The sequence below is a fragment of the Microbulbifer variabilis genome (assembly GCF_052467165.1).
The window spans coordinates 2,722,302-2,738,061 of record NZ_CP174301.1 but is presented as its reverse complement, the minus strand read 5'-3'; the positions used below and the strand labels follow the sequence as shown (position 1 = coordinate 2,738,061).

The 15,760-nt window shown below is 46.1% G+C and carries 15 protein-coding genes; 13 read left to right on the top strand and 2 right to left on the bottom strand.

The features are described from left to right. The first annotated feature begins 5 nt into the window (after window positions 1-5). From ACJJIP_RS12120 to ACJJIP_RS12075, 10 genes are read left to right on the top strand one after another with little or no spacing between them, the layout of a single operon-like run. Window positions 6-1,973: an NAD(P)/FAD-dependent oxidoreductase gene (locus ACJJIP_RS12120; protein ID WP_444945222.1), complete on the top strand. Its 1,968-nt coding sequence runs from the start codon at window positions 6-8 to the stop codon at window positions 1,971-1,973. Continuing rightward, complete coding sequence (locus tag ACJJIP_RS12115; protein WP_020415021.1) at window positions 1,970-2,884, top strand: alpha/beta fold hydrolase; 915 nt, start codon at window positions 1,970-1,972, stop codon at window positions 2,882-2,884. The genes ACJJIP_RS12120 and ACJJIP_RS12115 overlap by 4 nt, the downstream gene beginning before the upstream one ends. Then, on the top strand, window positions 2,881-4,011 hold the full coding sequence (locus ACJJIP_RS12110) for a hypothetical protein (protein WP_282950913.1): 1,131 nt from the start codon (window positions 2,881-2,883) through the stop codon (window positions 4,009-4,011). Before ACJJIP_RS12115 ends, ACJJIP_RS12110 begins: the two co-directional genes overlap by 4 nt. 2 nt (window positions 4,012-4,013) lie before the next feature. Then, window positions 4,014-4,268: an acyl carrier protein gene (locus ACJJIP_RS12105; protein WP_020415023.1), complete on the top strand. Its 255-nt coding sequence runs from the start codon at window positions 4,014-4,016 to the stop codon at window positions 4,266-4,268. 22 nt (window positions 4,269-4,290) lie between these two features. Beyond that, on the top strand, window positions 4,291-5,025 hold the full coding sequence (locus tag ACJJIP_RS12100; RefSeq protein ID WP_444945221.1) for a tetratricopeptide repeat protein: 735 nt from the start codon (window positions 4,291-4,293) through the stop codon (window positions 5,023-5,025). Beyond that, complete coding sequence (locus tag ACJJIP_RS12095; RefSeq protein ID WP_444945220.1) at window positions 5,025-5,759, top strand: ABC transporter ATP-binding protein; 735 nt, start codon at window positions 5,025-5,027, stop codon at window positions 5,757-5,759. The genes ACJJIP_RS12100 and ACJJIP_RS12095 overlap by 1 nt, the downstream gene beginning before the upstream one ends. Beyond that, the gene (locus tag ACJJIP_RS12090; RefSeq protein WP_444945219.1) at window positions 5,756-6,460 is read left to right on the top strand and encodes a hypothetical protein; all 705 of its coding nucleotides are present in this window, start codon (window positions 5,756-5,758) and stop codon (window positions 6,458-6,460) included. Before ACJJIP_RS12095 ends, ACJJIP_RS12090 begins: the two co-directional genes overlap by 4 nt. Before the next feature lie 2 nt (window positions 6,461-6,462). Further along, window positions 6,463-7,692, top strand: coding sequence for an ABC transporter permease (locus ACJJIP_RS12085; protein ID WP_020415027.1), 1,230 nt, complete (start codon window positions 6,463-6,465; stop codon window positions 7,690-7,692). 48 nt (window positions 7,693-7,740) lie between these two features. Beyond that, window positions 7,741-8,484, top strand: coding sequence for an outer membrane lipoprotein-sorting protein (locus ACJJIP_RS12080; protein ID WP_444945218.1), 744 nt, complete (start codon window positions 7,741-7,743; stop codon window positions 8,482-8,484). A 14-nt stretch (window positions 8,485-8,498) separates the two neighbouring features. After that, the gene (locus ACJJIP_RS12075; RefSeq protein ID WP_444945217.1) at window positions 8,499-9,884 is read left to right on the top strand and encodes a hypothetical protein; all 1,386 of its coding nucleotides are present in this window, start codon (window positions 8,499-8,501) and stop codon (window positions 9,882-9,884) included. Between the two features lie 89 nt (window positions 9,885-9,973). Here the strand turns inward: ACJJIP_RS12075 and ACJJIP_RS12070 are convergent, their stop codons facing one another. Next, entirely contained in the window at window positions 9,974-12,277 is a 2,304-nt protein-coding gene (locus tag ACJJIP_RS12070; protein ID WP_444945216.1) for a tetratricopeptide repeat protein, read from the bottom strand. 109 nt (window positions 12,278-12,386) lie between these two features. On the opposite strand from ACJJIP_RS12070, the gene ACJJIP_RS12065 reads away from it, so the two are divergent. Next, window positions 12,387-13,433 (top strand): HAD family hydrolase, encoded by a 1,047-nt coding sequence (locus tag ACJJIP_RS12065; protein WP_444945215.1) that lies wholly within the window; start codon window positions 12,387-12,389, stop codon window positions 13,431-13,433. A gap of 253 nt (window positions 13,434-13,686) precedes the next feature. Here ACJJIP_RS12065 and ACJJIP_RS12060 read toward each other — a convergent pair whose 3' ends face one another. Next, complete coding sequence (locus tag ACJJIP_RS12060; RefSeq protein ID WP_444945214.1) at window positions 13,687-13,869, bottom strand: hypothetical protein; 183 nt, start codon at window positions 13,867-13,869, stop codon at window positions 13,687-13,689. An 18-nt stretch (window positions 13,870-13,887) separates the two neighbouring features. Here ACJJIP_RS12060 and ACJJIP_RS12055 point away from each other — a divergent pair, with 18 nt between their 5' ends. Both ACJJIP_RS12055 and ACJJIP_RS12050 read left to right on the top strand, forming a co-directional pair. Continuing rightward, window positions 13,888-15,366, top strand: coding sequence for an arylsulfatase (locus ACJJIP_RS12055; RefSeq protein ID WP_444945213.1), 1,479 nt, complete (start codon window positions 13,888-13,890; stop codon window positions 15,364-15,366). A 34-nt stretch (window positions 15,367-15,400) separates the two neighbouring features. Beyond that, entirely contained in the window at window positions 15,401-15,727 is a 327-nt protein-coding gene (locus ACJJIP_RS12050; RefSeq protein WP_444945212.1) for a VOC family protein, read from the top strand. The last annotated feature ends 33 nt before the right edge of the window (window positions 15,728-15,760 follow it).

Sequence of the window (15,760 nt, the reverse complement as noted above, 5' to 3'; positions counted from 1 at the left end):
CTGTAATGAAAGCAGTCGAACAATTAGAAAAAGAATACGACGTTGTCATTATTGGTGGCGGTTGGGCCGGCTTGACCCTTGCGCGCCAGATAAGGCGAGGCAGTAAGGAAATCTCAATCCTTGTTGTAGAGGCCAGCGAGGAGTTTCGGGGGAAAGTTGGTGAAGCCACTGTCGAAATGACAGGCCACTATTTTATGAAGCAACTGGGGTTGGTGAACTACCTATACCGTAATCACTTACCTAAAAATGGTCTGCGTTTCTTTTATGACAAGCCTGATCACAGCTTGTCGCTCACAGAAATGAGTGAGCATGGGACTACCAGCATTCCACCGCATCCGGCCTTCCAACTGGATCGGGCCCGCTTGGAAGAAGATCTGGTGGAGATGAATCGCGCAGACGGTATTGAAGTTGTCATGGGGGTGAAGGCCAAGGCACTCAATATAGAACCAGCAGATAAACGACACTCTGTGCTGGTGTCTGCCGGGGATTACAGTTCGGAGATTTCTACACATTGGTTAGTGGACTGTAGTGGTCGAAACCGATTCACCAAAAAGCATAAAAAACTAACCCGGCAGAAAAATGTGCCTGAACACTTCTCTGCTTGGGGGCGTTTCAAGAATATCCAGGATATAGATTCCATGGGTGATGAGGCTTGGAGAAAACGGGCGTTTGGCCGTTTCCTCTCTACCAATCACTTTGCAGGGGATGGCTATTGGGTATGGTTTATCCCTTTGAGTGGTGGCTACACCAGTGTTGGTATCGTTGGAGAAAAGGCTAAATTTGAGAAACCACCTACTAAGCGCGATAGCTTCCTGAATTTCCTGGCGGAATATCGTGCGATTGCGGAGTTGTTGGAGGGTGCGGAGCTTGTGGATTTTGAGGCCTGGGGCCAGCTAGCTTATCGTGCGGACGAATTTATTTTTCCAGATCGTTGGGCAACTTCCGGCTTTGCTTCTATGTTCCTGGACCCGCTATTTAGTGGGGGGGGCGATATGATCGCCCTGTTCAATGATCATATTTCCAAATACATTCTTATGGATCTTTGTGAATCTGACAGAGATAAAGCTCAGGAAGTACTGGATCATCAGTTACCGGTTGCCAACCAAACAGTAAAAGAGTTTTACCAGGGACTTTATGCACATGTGGCTAATGTGTATCCGGTCATTGACTCCGCCGAACTGTGCTCGCCGCTACTGGCTTACAATACTGCGGCCTATTTCTTGGAAATAGCCTGGGATTATATGTCTGGAAATTACCTTGACCAGGAATACTGGCAACGCAAGAGCTACCTGCGTCGCGGCTATATGGCTCTTGAATTAATACTGCAAAAGCAGCTGATAGATACCGCTGAAGTACTCAAGTCCGAGGGGCGCTACTATCGCCGAAATGATGAGGGCTTTTTCGAATCTGGAGCCGATCATTATAAGTATTTTGTTTACTTGATGGGTACCAGTGGCAAAGATGGGTGGCGTATTGATTTAAGGGTCAAGCTCTGGGTGGAGATGTTCCTTAAAGTAATCGAAGCTAAATTGGATCTACCGATGCTTGCCAGTAGGATGGTTGTGCAGCAAAGTATTTTATTGCCGGACCTTTTGGAGAGGCCCAACCTGAATGTTGGGGACAAAGATTGGCTCCTGAATAAAATCTCAGACAAATTATCCGAAATGCTCTCCGAAGAAACCGAGGTCCCGGTTCAGGCTAAGATTAATGAAGATACCTTTCACACTGATATGGTGAACGTTGTGGACCCCTCAGGTGATCTCACTGAAGTTGAGCTTGAAAAGCTTTCTAAGAAAGCCAAGGCACTCTGGGGGCAAACTCAGGAATATATAGCCATGCCGGGTATGGTGCCTGTATTTCTGGCATTTGCTCGTAGCCAGCCTGATAGCATTATGGATTCAGTAATAGACCAGAGGAAAATGCAGGGTATGAATCGAGAAGTCTCTGAAATTAATGTTGTGGAGGCGGTGTGATTCAGGAGTTTTTTAAGGCCAGGGATGGTAAGAGCCTGGCATTTCGCTGGTTACCAGCGGATGATACTGAGACTGCACTAATTTGTATGCACGGTAGTACTTTTAGTAGCCAGTGGTATCTGATGTTTGGACGTATGTTGCACAGGCAGGGGATGACCATTTGTCTACCCGACTGGCGTGGCCATGGCAAAAGTGAAGGCCGTCCAGGTGACCTGGACTATCCAGATCAATTACAAGACGATCTGCATGATTTAATTAATCACCTGAAACAGCGCGGAGTACGTCGTATTATTTTGGGGGGTCACAGTGCAGGTTCTCTTGCGTGCTTAAGATACCTTGGGATATATGGTACCCAGGACATTGTGGGTTTCTTCGCTATTGCTCCGCCATTAACCCAGGCAGAGGAAACCAGGAAGTACGATATTGCTACCTCAGGCCTTGAGTACTTTATCCGTTACTTCCGCAAGAGAAGACATGCACGGCCGATGGCGGGACCTGAGCAACAAAATTTGCCTAAAATAAATCTGTGGAAGTATTGGCTGGCAATGCTCTTTCCTGTTTTCAGGCGGATGGCTGTGCTGAGCTTTCCTCCAGTGGGGTCGGATGCCGGTAACCAGGGTAGAGTTCTTGATTGTAGCTTTAATCTCCTGAGCGCTTATACAATCAAAAGATATACGGATCTGTTTGCCAGTCTGGATATTCCGTGCCACATCACAGTCGGTGAGCATGATGAGGTGGTCGACGCTCATATTCTGTATACAGTGATGAACTGGTATATATCTCCCCAGGTTGAGTCTTGTCTGACCGAGATTCCAAAAGCCACGCATATGTCAGCTATTTCGGCATCGGCCAAACCACTTTCCAGCTGGTTGGATAAGGTAGTTGAGCGTCAGCTGGAGGCAAGCCTGTGAAGCAAATGGTTTACGATGTTCCGGGTGTGGAATCCGTAACTCTGGCAGTTGGAGCAGAGCTTTCCCTACTTAATTTATATCCTGCCAAATACAAAAAGTCAGAAGCTATTCCACTTGTAGATCATGACTCTGTGATTCAGCGAAGTGATCGCAATAGCTTTCATATTAAGCTTGGCAAATCATTCAGTTTGCCCCTTTATCACTTCCTCTTTAATGAACAGTTATATATAGGAAGATGTCTATCTTCTTTTATAGCGGTGGGTGCCGATAAAGTTGATCCTCATTATTTAATCGAACTGGAATACTTTGGTTTTCCGACAGAGCGAAAAAGCCTGCTGAAAAATGTCCATATGCTTTTTCCTGGCGATGAAGTGATGATTAATGCAGAAGAGCTTATTTGGCTGGATGAAACCTTGCCGGAGCAACCGGGTTTACATGCGACTTTGGTGAAACCTCAAGCAAAAGGGGATGTAGTTTACAACCTTCTGCCCAAAGTGGCTACGGACCTGTTTTCTCCTTTCGATCATGTATTTTTTGCCGAAATTTCACAGCAACTACAAGACAATGAAGATTCGGTTCTTGAAATATCCAAAGATAGTCTGCCGAAAAATTTTGGGCTTAATAAAGAAAGGGCTGATGTCTTTAATGGAGCCCACAAGTCCAACGTAGTTGAGGGGGTTGATCTACAAGAATACACCGATCAGATCAATGGCTTAATCAAGTCAAGCTGGGAGGCTTCGGGAAGTAAAGAGTCCCTAGGTTGCTATCTGGCAGAGCAGTTTTACTATCCATTTATTCTGTTCCAGCTCAATACATTAGCTGCTGGAGCTGGTAAGGAAATCAGGGTTGTTGAATCAGCAAATCAGGAAAACAGTGTAGCGCCGGTATTTTCTTTGGACGATGCCCCAATAGTAAATGTCTATGAATCATTTCAAAGGGTGTTCTTTTACGGTAACCAGTGGCTTTCTCGCGTATGGTTTTTTATTCCACCCATGATTAGTGCCAAGATTATTAAACGGCAACAGAAATATTCCGGCGGTGAACAGCATATATGTATATATGCCCTTACTCTGGATTATTTGTTGCGATTCTATCCCTTAAAAGTTGGTAATGTTATTGGAGATTAGGTATGTCTACAGCAGTCGTAGAGAGCAAAGTACAGGAACTCTGTGAGCAGATAGCTCTTATGCTGAATGTTGATTCCGTCGATGCGGATACTCCCATCGCTGAGCTTGGTGTTGATTCACTCAATATTGTTGAAGTGATACTAATTTGTGAACAGCTTTATCCTGGAGTTATGAGTCCTGAAAATCTGGTGTTTGATGAACACACCACTCTTAAAGAAATGGATAACCAATTACTTGAGAATTCTGTCGAGATGTAAATCTCTTATAGGGGGGTAGCCCATGTTAAAGAAAGTGCTAACAATTCTAATAAGCAGCCTTTTTATCGGAAATATTGTTGCCTGGTTTTCAGGGGCAGCTCCCATAGATTTTAAAAAGGTCGCTTATAGTAAATCAGAAACAGAGCAGTTGCAGTTCCTTAAGGCGGAGCTTGAACAGGATCAATCTGACACAGAGTTGATGCTGCAGCTTGGTCAACTGTACAGCTATCACAATGAAATAGATCGAGCAGATGAGTTATTGAGCCTTGCTTACCAGAAAGATCCTGACAATATGCTGGTTAAGGCTGCCTACTTCTCTAATGACGGGAAGCTGGCCGGGGCTATGTTTGATCCCGTTATGGGGATCTACAAGCTCTATCGGCTGCGTAATGCGATGAGCCAAGTGGATGCGGCCGCAGTACAGGCGAACTCTGATTTTAATGTACGCTTGGTTCGTTTACTGACTTTCTCTTTTGTTGGTGAGATCAGCGGTCACTTTGATCGGGTCTTTGAAGATGAAAACTGGTTTAATGCGGTAATTGATGAAGACCCTGCGGCTTTACCTGCTGAGGTCAGGCAGCTGGTATATCTCGCTCTTGCCAATGCCTATTGGGTTAAGGGGCAGGAAGATAGTTCCGAGTTTAGTATAGCCTCTGACTATTTTCAGAAGGCAGAAAGTCTGGCTGACTGTCCCTCGACAATGCAGGATGCTTGCAAGCAATTAAGTCAAATGGTTGTAACCCTGGGCAAAGCCTAATGCTGGTTGAACTTAATAATGTATCTAAACGCTATGCGATGGGTGATGTTTGGGTGGATGCGCTCAAAGAAATCACTCTTTCCCTGGATAAAGGCGAATTTTTAGCTGTTAAAGGCCCGAGTGGCAGCGGAAAGAGCACCTTGCTGAATATTTTGTCTGCACTTGATCAGTGCGATTCCGGCACCGTTCAGGTAGGGGGGGTTAATGTCGGGGCGTTGGGCGAGCACAAGCGCTCGAGGTTCCGCAACCGGCATATTGGCATCGTGTTTCAGTCCTTTAACCTGATACCGGTACTGACCGCTTTGGAAAATGTGATGTATCCACTGACTCTCAGGGGGGTGAAAGATGTAAAGCCGCGGGCTTTACAGGCACTGAAAGATGTCGGTCTAGAAAAGCAGGTTAATCAGAGGCCTACACAACTGTCTGGTGGGCAGATGCAACGGGTAGCCATAGCCCGGGCGATTGTTACACGGCCCGATATTGTGCTGGCTGACGAGCCTACTGCAAATCTGGACTCAAAAACCTCTGAAAATATTATGGCGTTGATACAGAAACTGAATAAGGAGCAGGGTGTCACCTTCGTTATATCCACACACGATAATTATGTGACCAGCCTGGCTTCCAGAGTTATTACTATTCTGGATGGAAAATTAGTGGGAGATAGTCTTGCTGAAAATAGGCAGGCCAATAAATATTCAGAAACTGTTCTTGATGAGTCGGGGGTAGAGGTATGAAGTTATTTGCTCAGCAATATGCTCTGAGATTTTTTGTTATCTTTTTTATTTTAGCCAGCCATCTATCAAAAGTATGGGCTGAAGAATATATACCACCCACTGAGATTCCCCCTGAGAATAGTGAGCGGGCTTTACTGATAGCTGGATTAAATGAAAATTCCACCCCGGAACAAAAAAAAGTTGCCTACTTAGCCGAGCTGGCATTGCTCACTTCCTCGGCTGATACACAAGTGGCACAAGTGGAATTGCTGGAAGAGAAGATCACTCAATTACTGAAGTCACAGGATAATGATTCAGAACTAAGTGCCGCCCTGGGTTCAGCGATCTCGTTTCGATCCAGTTTTTATACAGACCAGCTGGCAAAGCTTTCCTTATTCTCTAGAAGGGGAAATCGCATTATGGATAGAGCTGTTAAACAAGCCCCCTTTGACTTGGGTGCCCGGTTACAGCGCGGCATCAGCTGTGCAAATATGCCGGCGTTCCTTCGTCGAGCCCGCTATGCGGTTGAAGATCTAGAACTGGTTCAGCAACAAATAGGTGGGAAATATGGCGAAGAGTTCCAGGCATTTGTCGAGTTCTACCTGGCGCAGGCCTATAGTCGTAATAAGCAGGCAGAGAAGGCCCGAAGCCTTTGGGCAAAGCTGGCGGGCTCTGAAACCAATTGGGCGCAAAAGTCTCGCCAGGCGCTGGAGAAGTTGTAACCATGACTCTGGGTTGGAAAGTAGCACTGTTAAATATCCTGAGAAATGGACGGCGTAGTCTGATTACTCTGGCAGCAGTTGTATTTGGTTGCACGAGCCTGATTATATTTGGTGGCTTTGTGCAGTCTATGTACGATGGTATGCGTGAGAGTATGATTCGTTCGCAGTTAGGTCATATCCAGGTTTATGCAGAGGGGTTCGATCAGTATGGTAAGGCTGAACCAGAGAAATACCTTATCTCCTCTGCTGACTTAGTAGAGATTAGCGATGTAATTGAAGAGCAAATCCAGGCTTTGGTGGTGGCTCCAAGACTAAATTTTAATGGGCTTCTCAGTGATGGAAAACAGTCTATAGCCATAACGGGGGTTGGTATCGATGCGGAAAAAGAAGTTCTCCTTTCCTCCGCTATACATATTGTTGCAGGAGAGGACCTGTTTCCTGAAGATGCGGCTGCTGCGCACCTTGGAGAGGGGCTGTTTAATTCACTGGATGCTGAAATAGGGGACTATTTGACCTTGTTGGCTAGCACCCAGGATGGGGCGATCAATGCGGTGGATATCCAAATTGCTGGAGTGATTAGCACTGGTGTAAAAGAGCTGGATGATCGTCTACTTCGCGTCAATTTACCTCTTGCCCAGGAGTTGCTTTATACCTCAGATGTAACCAGGCTGGTTGTCCTTTTGGACGATACCAAAATGACCGACAAAGTCGTTGGTGATTTGCAAAGGATATTTCAACAGCAGGGTCTAAAACTGGAAATAAAGAGTTGGTGGGATCTGGCTGGTTATTATCACCAGGTCGTCGGGCTATTCAATGGTGTCTTTGGTTTTATTACAGTTATTGTATTGGTAATTGTGGCTTTAAGTATCTCCAACACCATGCTGATGGCAGTGATGGAGCGCACTCGCGAGATTGGTACTATTCGAGCCATGGGGGGAACCCCCACCCAAGTGGTCGGGTTAATTCTTCTGGAATCCGTATTCCTGGGTATTATCGGTAGTCTTTTAGGTCTACTTGTAGGCGTTCTGGCTGCTAAAGGCATCACCTATGCGGAGTGGATGATGCCGCGCCCACCGGGTAGTACCCAAGATTACCCTATACGGGTATTTGTAGTTTCTGAAATTTTAATCAAAACCTTTGTCTTGGGATTTTTCATCTCTTTGGTTTCCAGTATTTATCCTGCCGTGAAAGCATCCAGAATACCCGTAGTGAATGCTCTGAGGTTTACCTGATGTTAATGCGAGCTATCCAGTGACGTGAGGCTTAGAAAGAGTATTGTGATGGAAAAATATCGCTTTGGTTTTTGGATTGTGTTTTTGCTTGCTTTCAGTCTATCGTCAAAAGCTGAAGTGACAGCGGAATACCTGGTAAATCGACTGGATGAGGTCAGGGGCTATAGGGATCAAGGATTTGTATTCGATATCACTAATATCAGCTACAAAAAAGATAAAGAGCCCCGAACAAATACGCTCAGTGTTAAAGTCTTCAATGATAAATCCCTGATTCGTTTCGAGTCACCCGCCCGAGAAAGGGGCCGGACAATGTTGAAAGAAGACTCCAATATGTGGCTCTATATTCCGGGGACCCGCCGTATTATCCGAATAGCGCCTTCGCAGCGTTTAATTGGGGAGACCAGTAATGGAGATGTAGTGGGCACTAACTTCTCCAGGGACTACCGTGCAAAAATTGTTGGTGAGGAATCAGTCGAAGAGCAGGAGTATTGGTTGTTGGAGTTAACTTCGACTGCTTCCGGCGTAGCATATACCAAAGTAAAGGTATGGATGGCAAAAGCCGACGGCCATCAACCGTTAAAAAGTGAGTTTTATTCCCGCTCCGACCGCCTCTTGAAAACAGCATTTTACAAAGAGTATAAAAAGTACTCTGGCGAATTGAAAGTACACAAGATTTTGTTAGTTGATGCACTGATGCAGGATAACTATACCTGGATGAAGTTTGATAATTACCAGCTTGAAGCGCTAGATCCGGCTATTTTTCAAAAGGCTTCTCTGGGTAGGCTGAATTAAAAGAAGTAAAGATCATGGCAAATCCTAGCTTGGTCCGGCAAAAGCTGGCTATTTTTTTGTGTATTGCTTCACTACCTCCCTTAGTCATTGCACAGGAGTATGAAGATCCGTTTTCAACCGAATCTTCCGAAGCCAATCTGGCGGGTGAGCTCGGTAGTGATATGTTGGAAAATTCTGCTTCATGGAACTTTGATGTCTCTGCTATTGCCTACCACCAGCAAAATAGCGTTAGGGACAATCAATACTTTAATCCTGGAGGGTTGGTTTTTCGTGAAAGGGAGTCCCAACTGGCATTGGATTTAAGTGGCCAGTTTTCTACCGGTTCTTATTTTTCCGCTTATACACGTTTAGCTCTCGTAGGGGACTATCGAGTAGATGAATCAGGAGGTGCTTCTGATGAGTTCAGCCACTACTTATTAGAAGGCTATTTATCCTCCTATTCCTCTAATCGACGATTTGGAGTGAATGTTGGGCGCATGAAGCCACAGTGGAGCAATGGCTACAACTGGTCACCCGCAAATTTACTCAAGCCCGTTTATGATCGCCCAAACCTGGATACCGATGACCTGACCCAACAACAAGGGTGGGATATGGTTCATCTGGATTTTCGCTACGGGGATTGGAATACGGGTTTCTACTTTGCTGAAGTGGAAGATACCTTGGACCGAAATCTGGACCTTCCATTTGGCGATAGTGATTATCAGTATGCGTTGGTTTTCAACCGAGAGGGGGACCTGGATACTCGTCTGGTATTACACCAGCTAGAAGGTGGGGATATTAATGTTGCCCTTGGATTAAGTGCACTAGCTGACGATAATATCACTCTAAGGTTTGAGGGCGCCTGGGAGCACCAGCGGGAGCTAGCACTGGCAGGTGATATGCAATACGCCGACCTGCAGGATCTCGGTTACTTGAAAGCGGTTCTCGGCACCCAAGTAAGCTTAAATGATGGTTGGGATATTACGGCAGAATATCTGTATAACGAGCATGGTTATACAGCGGAAGAGTGGGATCAGGTAATTGAGCAAATAGATGTGGCTAAGCTGAATCTCACTCAGTCAGGCTTTTCCCTGACAAGCCTACAATCAACAGAGGCGCACACAGCTTTTAATTTCCTGATTGATAGCTTTGGCTTGTTATCTGTGGGGCAGCTACGACGGGAATATCTGTTTTTTATGTGGGGCAATACGCGTGTAGAGCGTAAATTCCAATATCGTCAAAGCATCCAATATAATATTGACGATCAGAGTCAATACCACAATCTGGAATTTATCCAGAATTGGACAGAACATTTCAGTACAAGGCTTCAGGCTCAAGTATTTTCCGGCTGTGATAACTGTGAATTTGGTCTGATTCCCAGTGAGCATCTACTGCGATTGAGTTTCTATTACGATTTCTAGTTTTTTTATACTAGAGGATGTATAAATGGAATAGCAAAGTGTTCTCTGATACTTATATAGAATTAACAGGTCTATTTAGCTCAAAGTATTTAATAGTTTCCAGTAAGTAGTACTTCATATTTTTTTGCTTTTTCGAGATTGCCAGATTCACGATGAATAGAGATTATTGCCTGCAATATATCTGGTGAGGATGGGAACTGATCCAATCCTTTTTCAAGTACTGAAAGTGCCTGCAATGGTTCTTTGGCCGAGTGTAAGGCAATAGCATATACGTAGATATAACGACTATTGGTTTCCTGGGCTTCTGCAGCTTGTTGCAAAAAGTTAATTGCCTCTGAGTGGCGGCTCTGCCGTATCAAAGATAGCCCCAAGGAGTGCTGAACTGCCGCTTTGCTTTCGGCTCGATTCAGGCCTTGCCGCAGTAGTTTCTCAGCCTCCTCCTCACGCTCCTCAACTCGATACAGGTCCGCCAGATTCACGTAGGCAGGGACATAATAGGGGGCACTCTTAATTGCTCGCCGAAAAAAAACTTCTGCCTGGCTGGAATTACCTCTCTGTCTGTGTAGTTCGCCCAGGTTGACCAGGGATTCTGGGCGATCACTATTAAATAACTCTGAGGCGGTGTACTCCTTAAGTGCTGTGTAAAACTGCTTCTGAACCGGGCCTGGGTAATTATTTAGGGGCAATGATCCCAGTGCATTGGCGGCTAACGAGCGTGTTACGCGTTCACGCTCAAAGAGAAGGGGAATGCCCAGTGCCGGGCGAAATTGTGCTGGTACTCTATCCAGTGATTGGGCTAGAGCCAAACTGAGAAGCGGTTCGTTACCTTGCGCTATTGCCTGCAATAGCTGGGCGGAATGACGTGTGAAATACTGGGGGAGTAGGGTTACTGCGGTCGCCCTCGCAATTGCTGGCTGTGTGGAATCTGTAATTAGCTGGCTTAGTTTTTTCTCCCCATCGATTGCTTGGAAAAATCCTGCGTGAAGCGCTTCGCCGTAATGAGACTTGTCGGGGGCACCAAACTTTCTGCGCAGTACATCAGTTGCCCATTGGTTGGTTTGTTCCTGGTGGCAGCTGAGGCAGGCATTGGGTGTGTTTAACTTATCAGAAAGGTCTGGCCTTGGGATTCGAAAACTATGATCCCGACGGCTATCTACCTGCATATAGTTTTTTGATGGCATATGACAATTGACGCATCTTGCACCGGAGCTATTAACAGGGTGAAGGTGGTGATCGACTTGCGCAAATTTTTCCGGGAGGTGGCACTGGGAACAGACACCATCGCTACTACTGCGCAGCTGTAAGCTATGTGGTTCATGGCAATTGCTACAGGTAACTCCTGCTGCATACATTTTACTCTGCAGGAATGAACCGTAAACATAGACTTCCTCGTTAATTTGACCATCTATATGATAGAGCGGCGGTAGCAGCAGGGCGGGATTATAGTGATCCAGAAATTGGCTGCCAGCTTTTGCGCCAGGAAAGAAAGTAGTGCGCCTGGAGTGACACTGGGCACAGGTTTGTAGCTCTTGATTTTTTTTGGATACCTTATTTTTGGCAATGCCACTTTCATGGTCCATTTCCCAATTGGTCGCACTGACCGAATGCAGTTCAACAGGAAATCCAAAATTTTTGATCTTTAACTGCTTGTTCTCAGCCCATTCTAGATGTTTGGATGCTGACCCGTGGCAGGACTCACAAGCAACATTGATTTCGGACCAGCTGGTTTTAAAGCTATCGGTATTTAGGTCGTAATTTTTTTGTAGTTTTGTGGAGTGGCAATCCGCACACATAAAATTCCAATTTTGATTGATGCCGCTCCAGTGTAGGGAGTGCTTATGTGAGATCTTCTCATCTGGATATAGGTGGAACCATCGCTGCCCCCCCTCTGCCTTGGACCGACTATCCCACGCAATACTGAGTGCCTGGAGGCGTCCGCCGGGAGACTGAATCAAGTATTGTTGCAGTGGTACTGCGCCAAATGTATAGGCAATAGGAAAATCTTTTAGCTCGCCGTTGGCCCCATCAGTATTGACGTAATAGTCCCCTTTCTTTTTATAGAAGGTGGAAGTAATACCCTCATAGGTAAAAGTTGACTGATTAAAATCGCCGAGGATACTCCCTTCATTCGCTTCCTGCATTGCAAAAGCATGGTGGGAACTTTGCCAGGCGCTGGTCTCTTCCTTATGGCAGTGAGCGCAAAATTTAGACCCTACATAAGTCGTTTCTTTATGCGCAGCTTGATCTATCTGCTGATTATGAGTTGTGGAGGTATCGAGGTTTTTAACCTTATCTACTTTGGACATACTGCGATCATTCGGCCCACAAGCAATCAGAGCTTGAAGACTCAAGAGCACGACAAGTCGGGAAATACCGCTGACTATATTTATCATAATTCTTGCGTAGTCCTGAATAACCCAGTTCGGCTCTGGGATTGCTAAAGCAAGATTAGTTCATTCGCCGCCAAAGAGTAACGTTTAACCATTAGGGTGGTTTGTGGGTATGGTCAGGATTCAAGCGTATCTGTTTGCATATGGCTTACTCGTGTCAGCATATGCCTGCTTTGCTAACGAACGTGGTAGTGCGCCACTTCCTTCATGGAATAGTACTGCTGCAAAGTCCGCTATCGTAACATTCATCGATAAGGTCACTCAGGAAGGTAGCGCAGATTTCATCCCTCCTGAACAACGTATAGCCGTATTTGATAACGATGGAACCTTATGGGCAGAAAAGCCAGCCTACTTTCAGCTGCTCTTTGCTATGGATGAAGTAAAGCGGTTGGCACCGGAACACCCTGAATGGAAGTCGGAGCAGCCTTTTGCGACGATTCTCAACGATGACATGATCACCTTGTTGGCACAGGGAAGAACCGGTTTGGAGAAAATGATCGGTGCGACTCATGCCGATATGACCAGAGAAGAATTTAATAAAGTTGTTGCTTCCTGGCTTAATACAGCCAGAAATCCGCTCACAGGAAAGCACTACATTGCTATGTATTACCAGCCAATGCGAGAGCTATTAAATTTCCTGCGCTCGAAAGGATTTAAAACTTATATAGTTTCTGGAGGTGGCGCAGATTTTATCCGTGTGTTTTCTGAACAGCTATACGGTATTCCTCCAGAGCAGGTTGTTGGTAGCCGACTGAAAGCCCGCTATGAGGATGGTGATGGCAAGCCGCGTGTTATCACTACTGATGATGTCGAATTTGTGAATGATAAAGAAGGCAAACCTATCGGTATTAGCCAGATGATTGGCCGCCGTCCGATTTTTGCCGCTGGAAACTCCGATGGGGACCTGCAGATGTTGGAGTGGGTAACATCAGGCCCTGGGCCGCGTTTTGGGATGTTGATTCATCATACCGATGCAAAAAGGGAGTGGGCTTATGATCGCAATTCCAGGGTGGGACGCTTGGATAAAGCGCTAAAAGCTGCGAAACCCAATGGCTGGACGGTTGTAGATATGGCCAAGGACTGGAAGGTGATATTTCCCGTCGTACAAACCGCCGAAAAAGAGGACAGAAACGGTGAAAAAGTACATGCGCCAAATTAATCAAATCTTTCGCCAGGGAAGCATATCGAGCAGTGTTGGTATAGCAGGCACCAATGGGTAAAGACTTGTCTAATCTTGCTGTATTACCCCTCAAAGAAAGTGCAAGATTTGAACTCTGGCACCAATAACAGGGGTCATATTCTGGATATCAGGCAAGGTACTTTTGTTTTGATATGAGCCCGCAAAGCGAGTGATGAGGTCCGTCATGTATTCACTTTTCCTGCTGTCGCGACGAGTAGCAGTGGCTATTGGTTTACTTTGCTGTCTTCAGTGGCAAGTTAATGCTCAGCCTCAGCCTCAGCCTCAGCCTCAGCCTCAGCCTCAGCCTCAGCCTCAGCCTCAGCCTCAGCCTCAGCCTCAGCCTCAGCCCCAACTCGGAGAACAAGAGCAACTTGAAAAACAACCGGAGAGCCCTGCTCAAGCTCAGTCCCAGCAAGGTAAACCCCAACCTCAAATGCCAGAAAAACCAAATATCCTGGTGATCTGGGGAGATGATATCGGTATCTGGAATATCAGCTTTAACAGTCGCGGCATGATGGGGTACGCGACCCCAAATATCGATCGGTTGGCAGTTGAAGGGTTGTCATTTACCGATTACTACGGCCAGCAATCTTGTACTGCTGGGCGTGCAGCTTTCCTGGCAGGCAACGTTCCGGTGCGAACTGGAATGACCAAAGTAGGACTCCCGGGAGCCAAAGAGGGATGGCAAAAGAGTGATGCGACAATCGCTACGGTGATGAAAAGCCTTGGATATGTTACAGGGCAGTTCGGCAAGAATCACCAAGGTGACCTGGATGAGCACCTGCCGACTAATCACGGCTTTGACGAATTTTTTGGAAATCTCTATCACCTCAATGCGGAGGAAGAGCCGGAAAATCGTGACTATCCCAAAGATCCAGAGTTCCGCAAAAAGTTTGGTCCTCGTGGAGTCATAAAGTCCTTCGCTAGGGGCACTATTGAAGATACCGGCCCACTGACCAAGAAACGGATGGAAACCATTGATGATGAGACTCTTGCTGCGGCCATAGACTTTATCGAGCGTGCTCACCAGGACGGAAAGCCATTCTTTGTGTGGTGGAATGCCACCCGAATGCACTTTCGCACTCATGTACGGGAGGAGCATACAAATCTGGCGGGCCCGAACAGTAATGAATATATGGACGGTATGGTGGAGCACGATATCCTGGTAGGGAAGTTACTCAGCCTGCTGGATCACCTGCAAATTGCCGATAATACCATCGTGTTCTATTCAACCGATAACGGTCCTCATTTCAATACATGGCCTGATGCAGCGACTACCCCCTTCCGCAGTGAAAAGAACTCAAACTGGGAGGGGGCCTATCGGGTCCCTGCCTTTGTACGCTGGCCGGGTAAATTCCCGGCAGGAACCACATTAACCGGTATTGTTTCACATGAAGACTGGTTGCCTACTCTGGCTGCTGCAGGTGGAAATCCCAATATTAAAGAGCAATTAAAGTCAGGGGTGGAGCTGGAAGGTCGGCAATATCGAAACTATGTCGATGGTTACAATATGATGGATTACTTCACCGGCAAGGCAAAGCTATCACCTCGCAAGGAATTTATCTATGTGAACGACGATGGACAGATAGTAGCCATGCGTTATGAACCCTGGAAGGCCATTTTCCTGGAAAACCGCGGAAAGGGTTTTGAAGTCTGGCGTGAACCTTTTACGGAATTGCGGGTTCCTCTTCTATTTAACCTGCGTCAGGACCCTTTCGAAAAAGCGCAGCATAACTCCAATACCTATAACGATTGGTTTATTGACAGAGCTTTTGTGCTGGTGCCGATGCAGCAGCTCGCTGCCAAATTCTTACAAACGATGAAGGAGTACCCTCCCAGTCAAGTACCGGGGTCTTTTAACCTGGATAAAGTACAAAAGCAACTCGAAGCGGGTGCCGCAGGAAGTAACTGACTTTTCCGAAAACACTCTGGCTAAAGAGCAAAGTATGAAAAAACTACATATAGCACTGTCCACTGATAGAATTGAGGAAACAGTACAAGATTATAGTACTCGCCTAAACTGCGCCCCATGCTCTTATGTTGCTGGTGAATATGCTTTATGGCGCACCGACTCACTGAACCTATCTGTCCGCAAAGACCCAAAGTGCAGACCTGGGACTCTTAGGCACTTGGGATGGGAAGATCCGGCTGCAACCGCTTTTACCCAAGAAAAGGATGTTAATGGTATCACTTGGGAGCACTTTAATGCTCAACAGCAGGCGGATGAAATTAATAATGCCTGGAGTAGTGCTAATTATCATCCAAACAAGTAATTAATTCACGAATTTGATTAGTATTTAAATTAT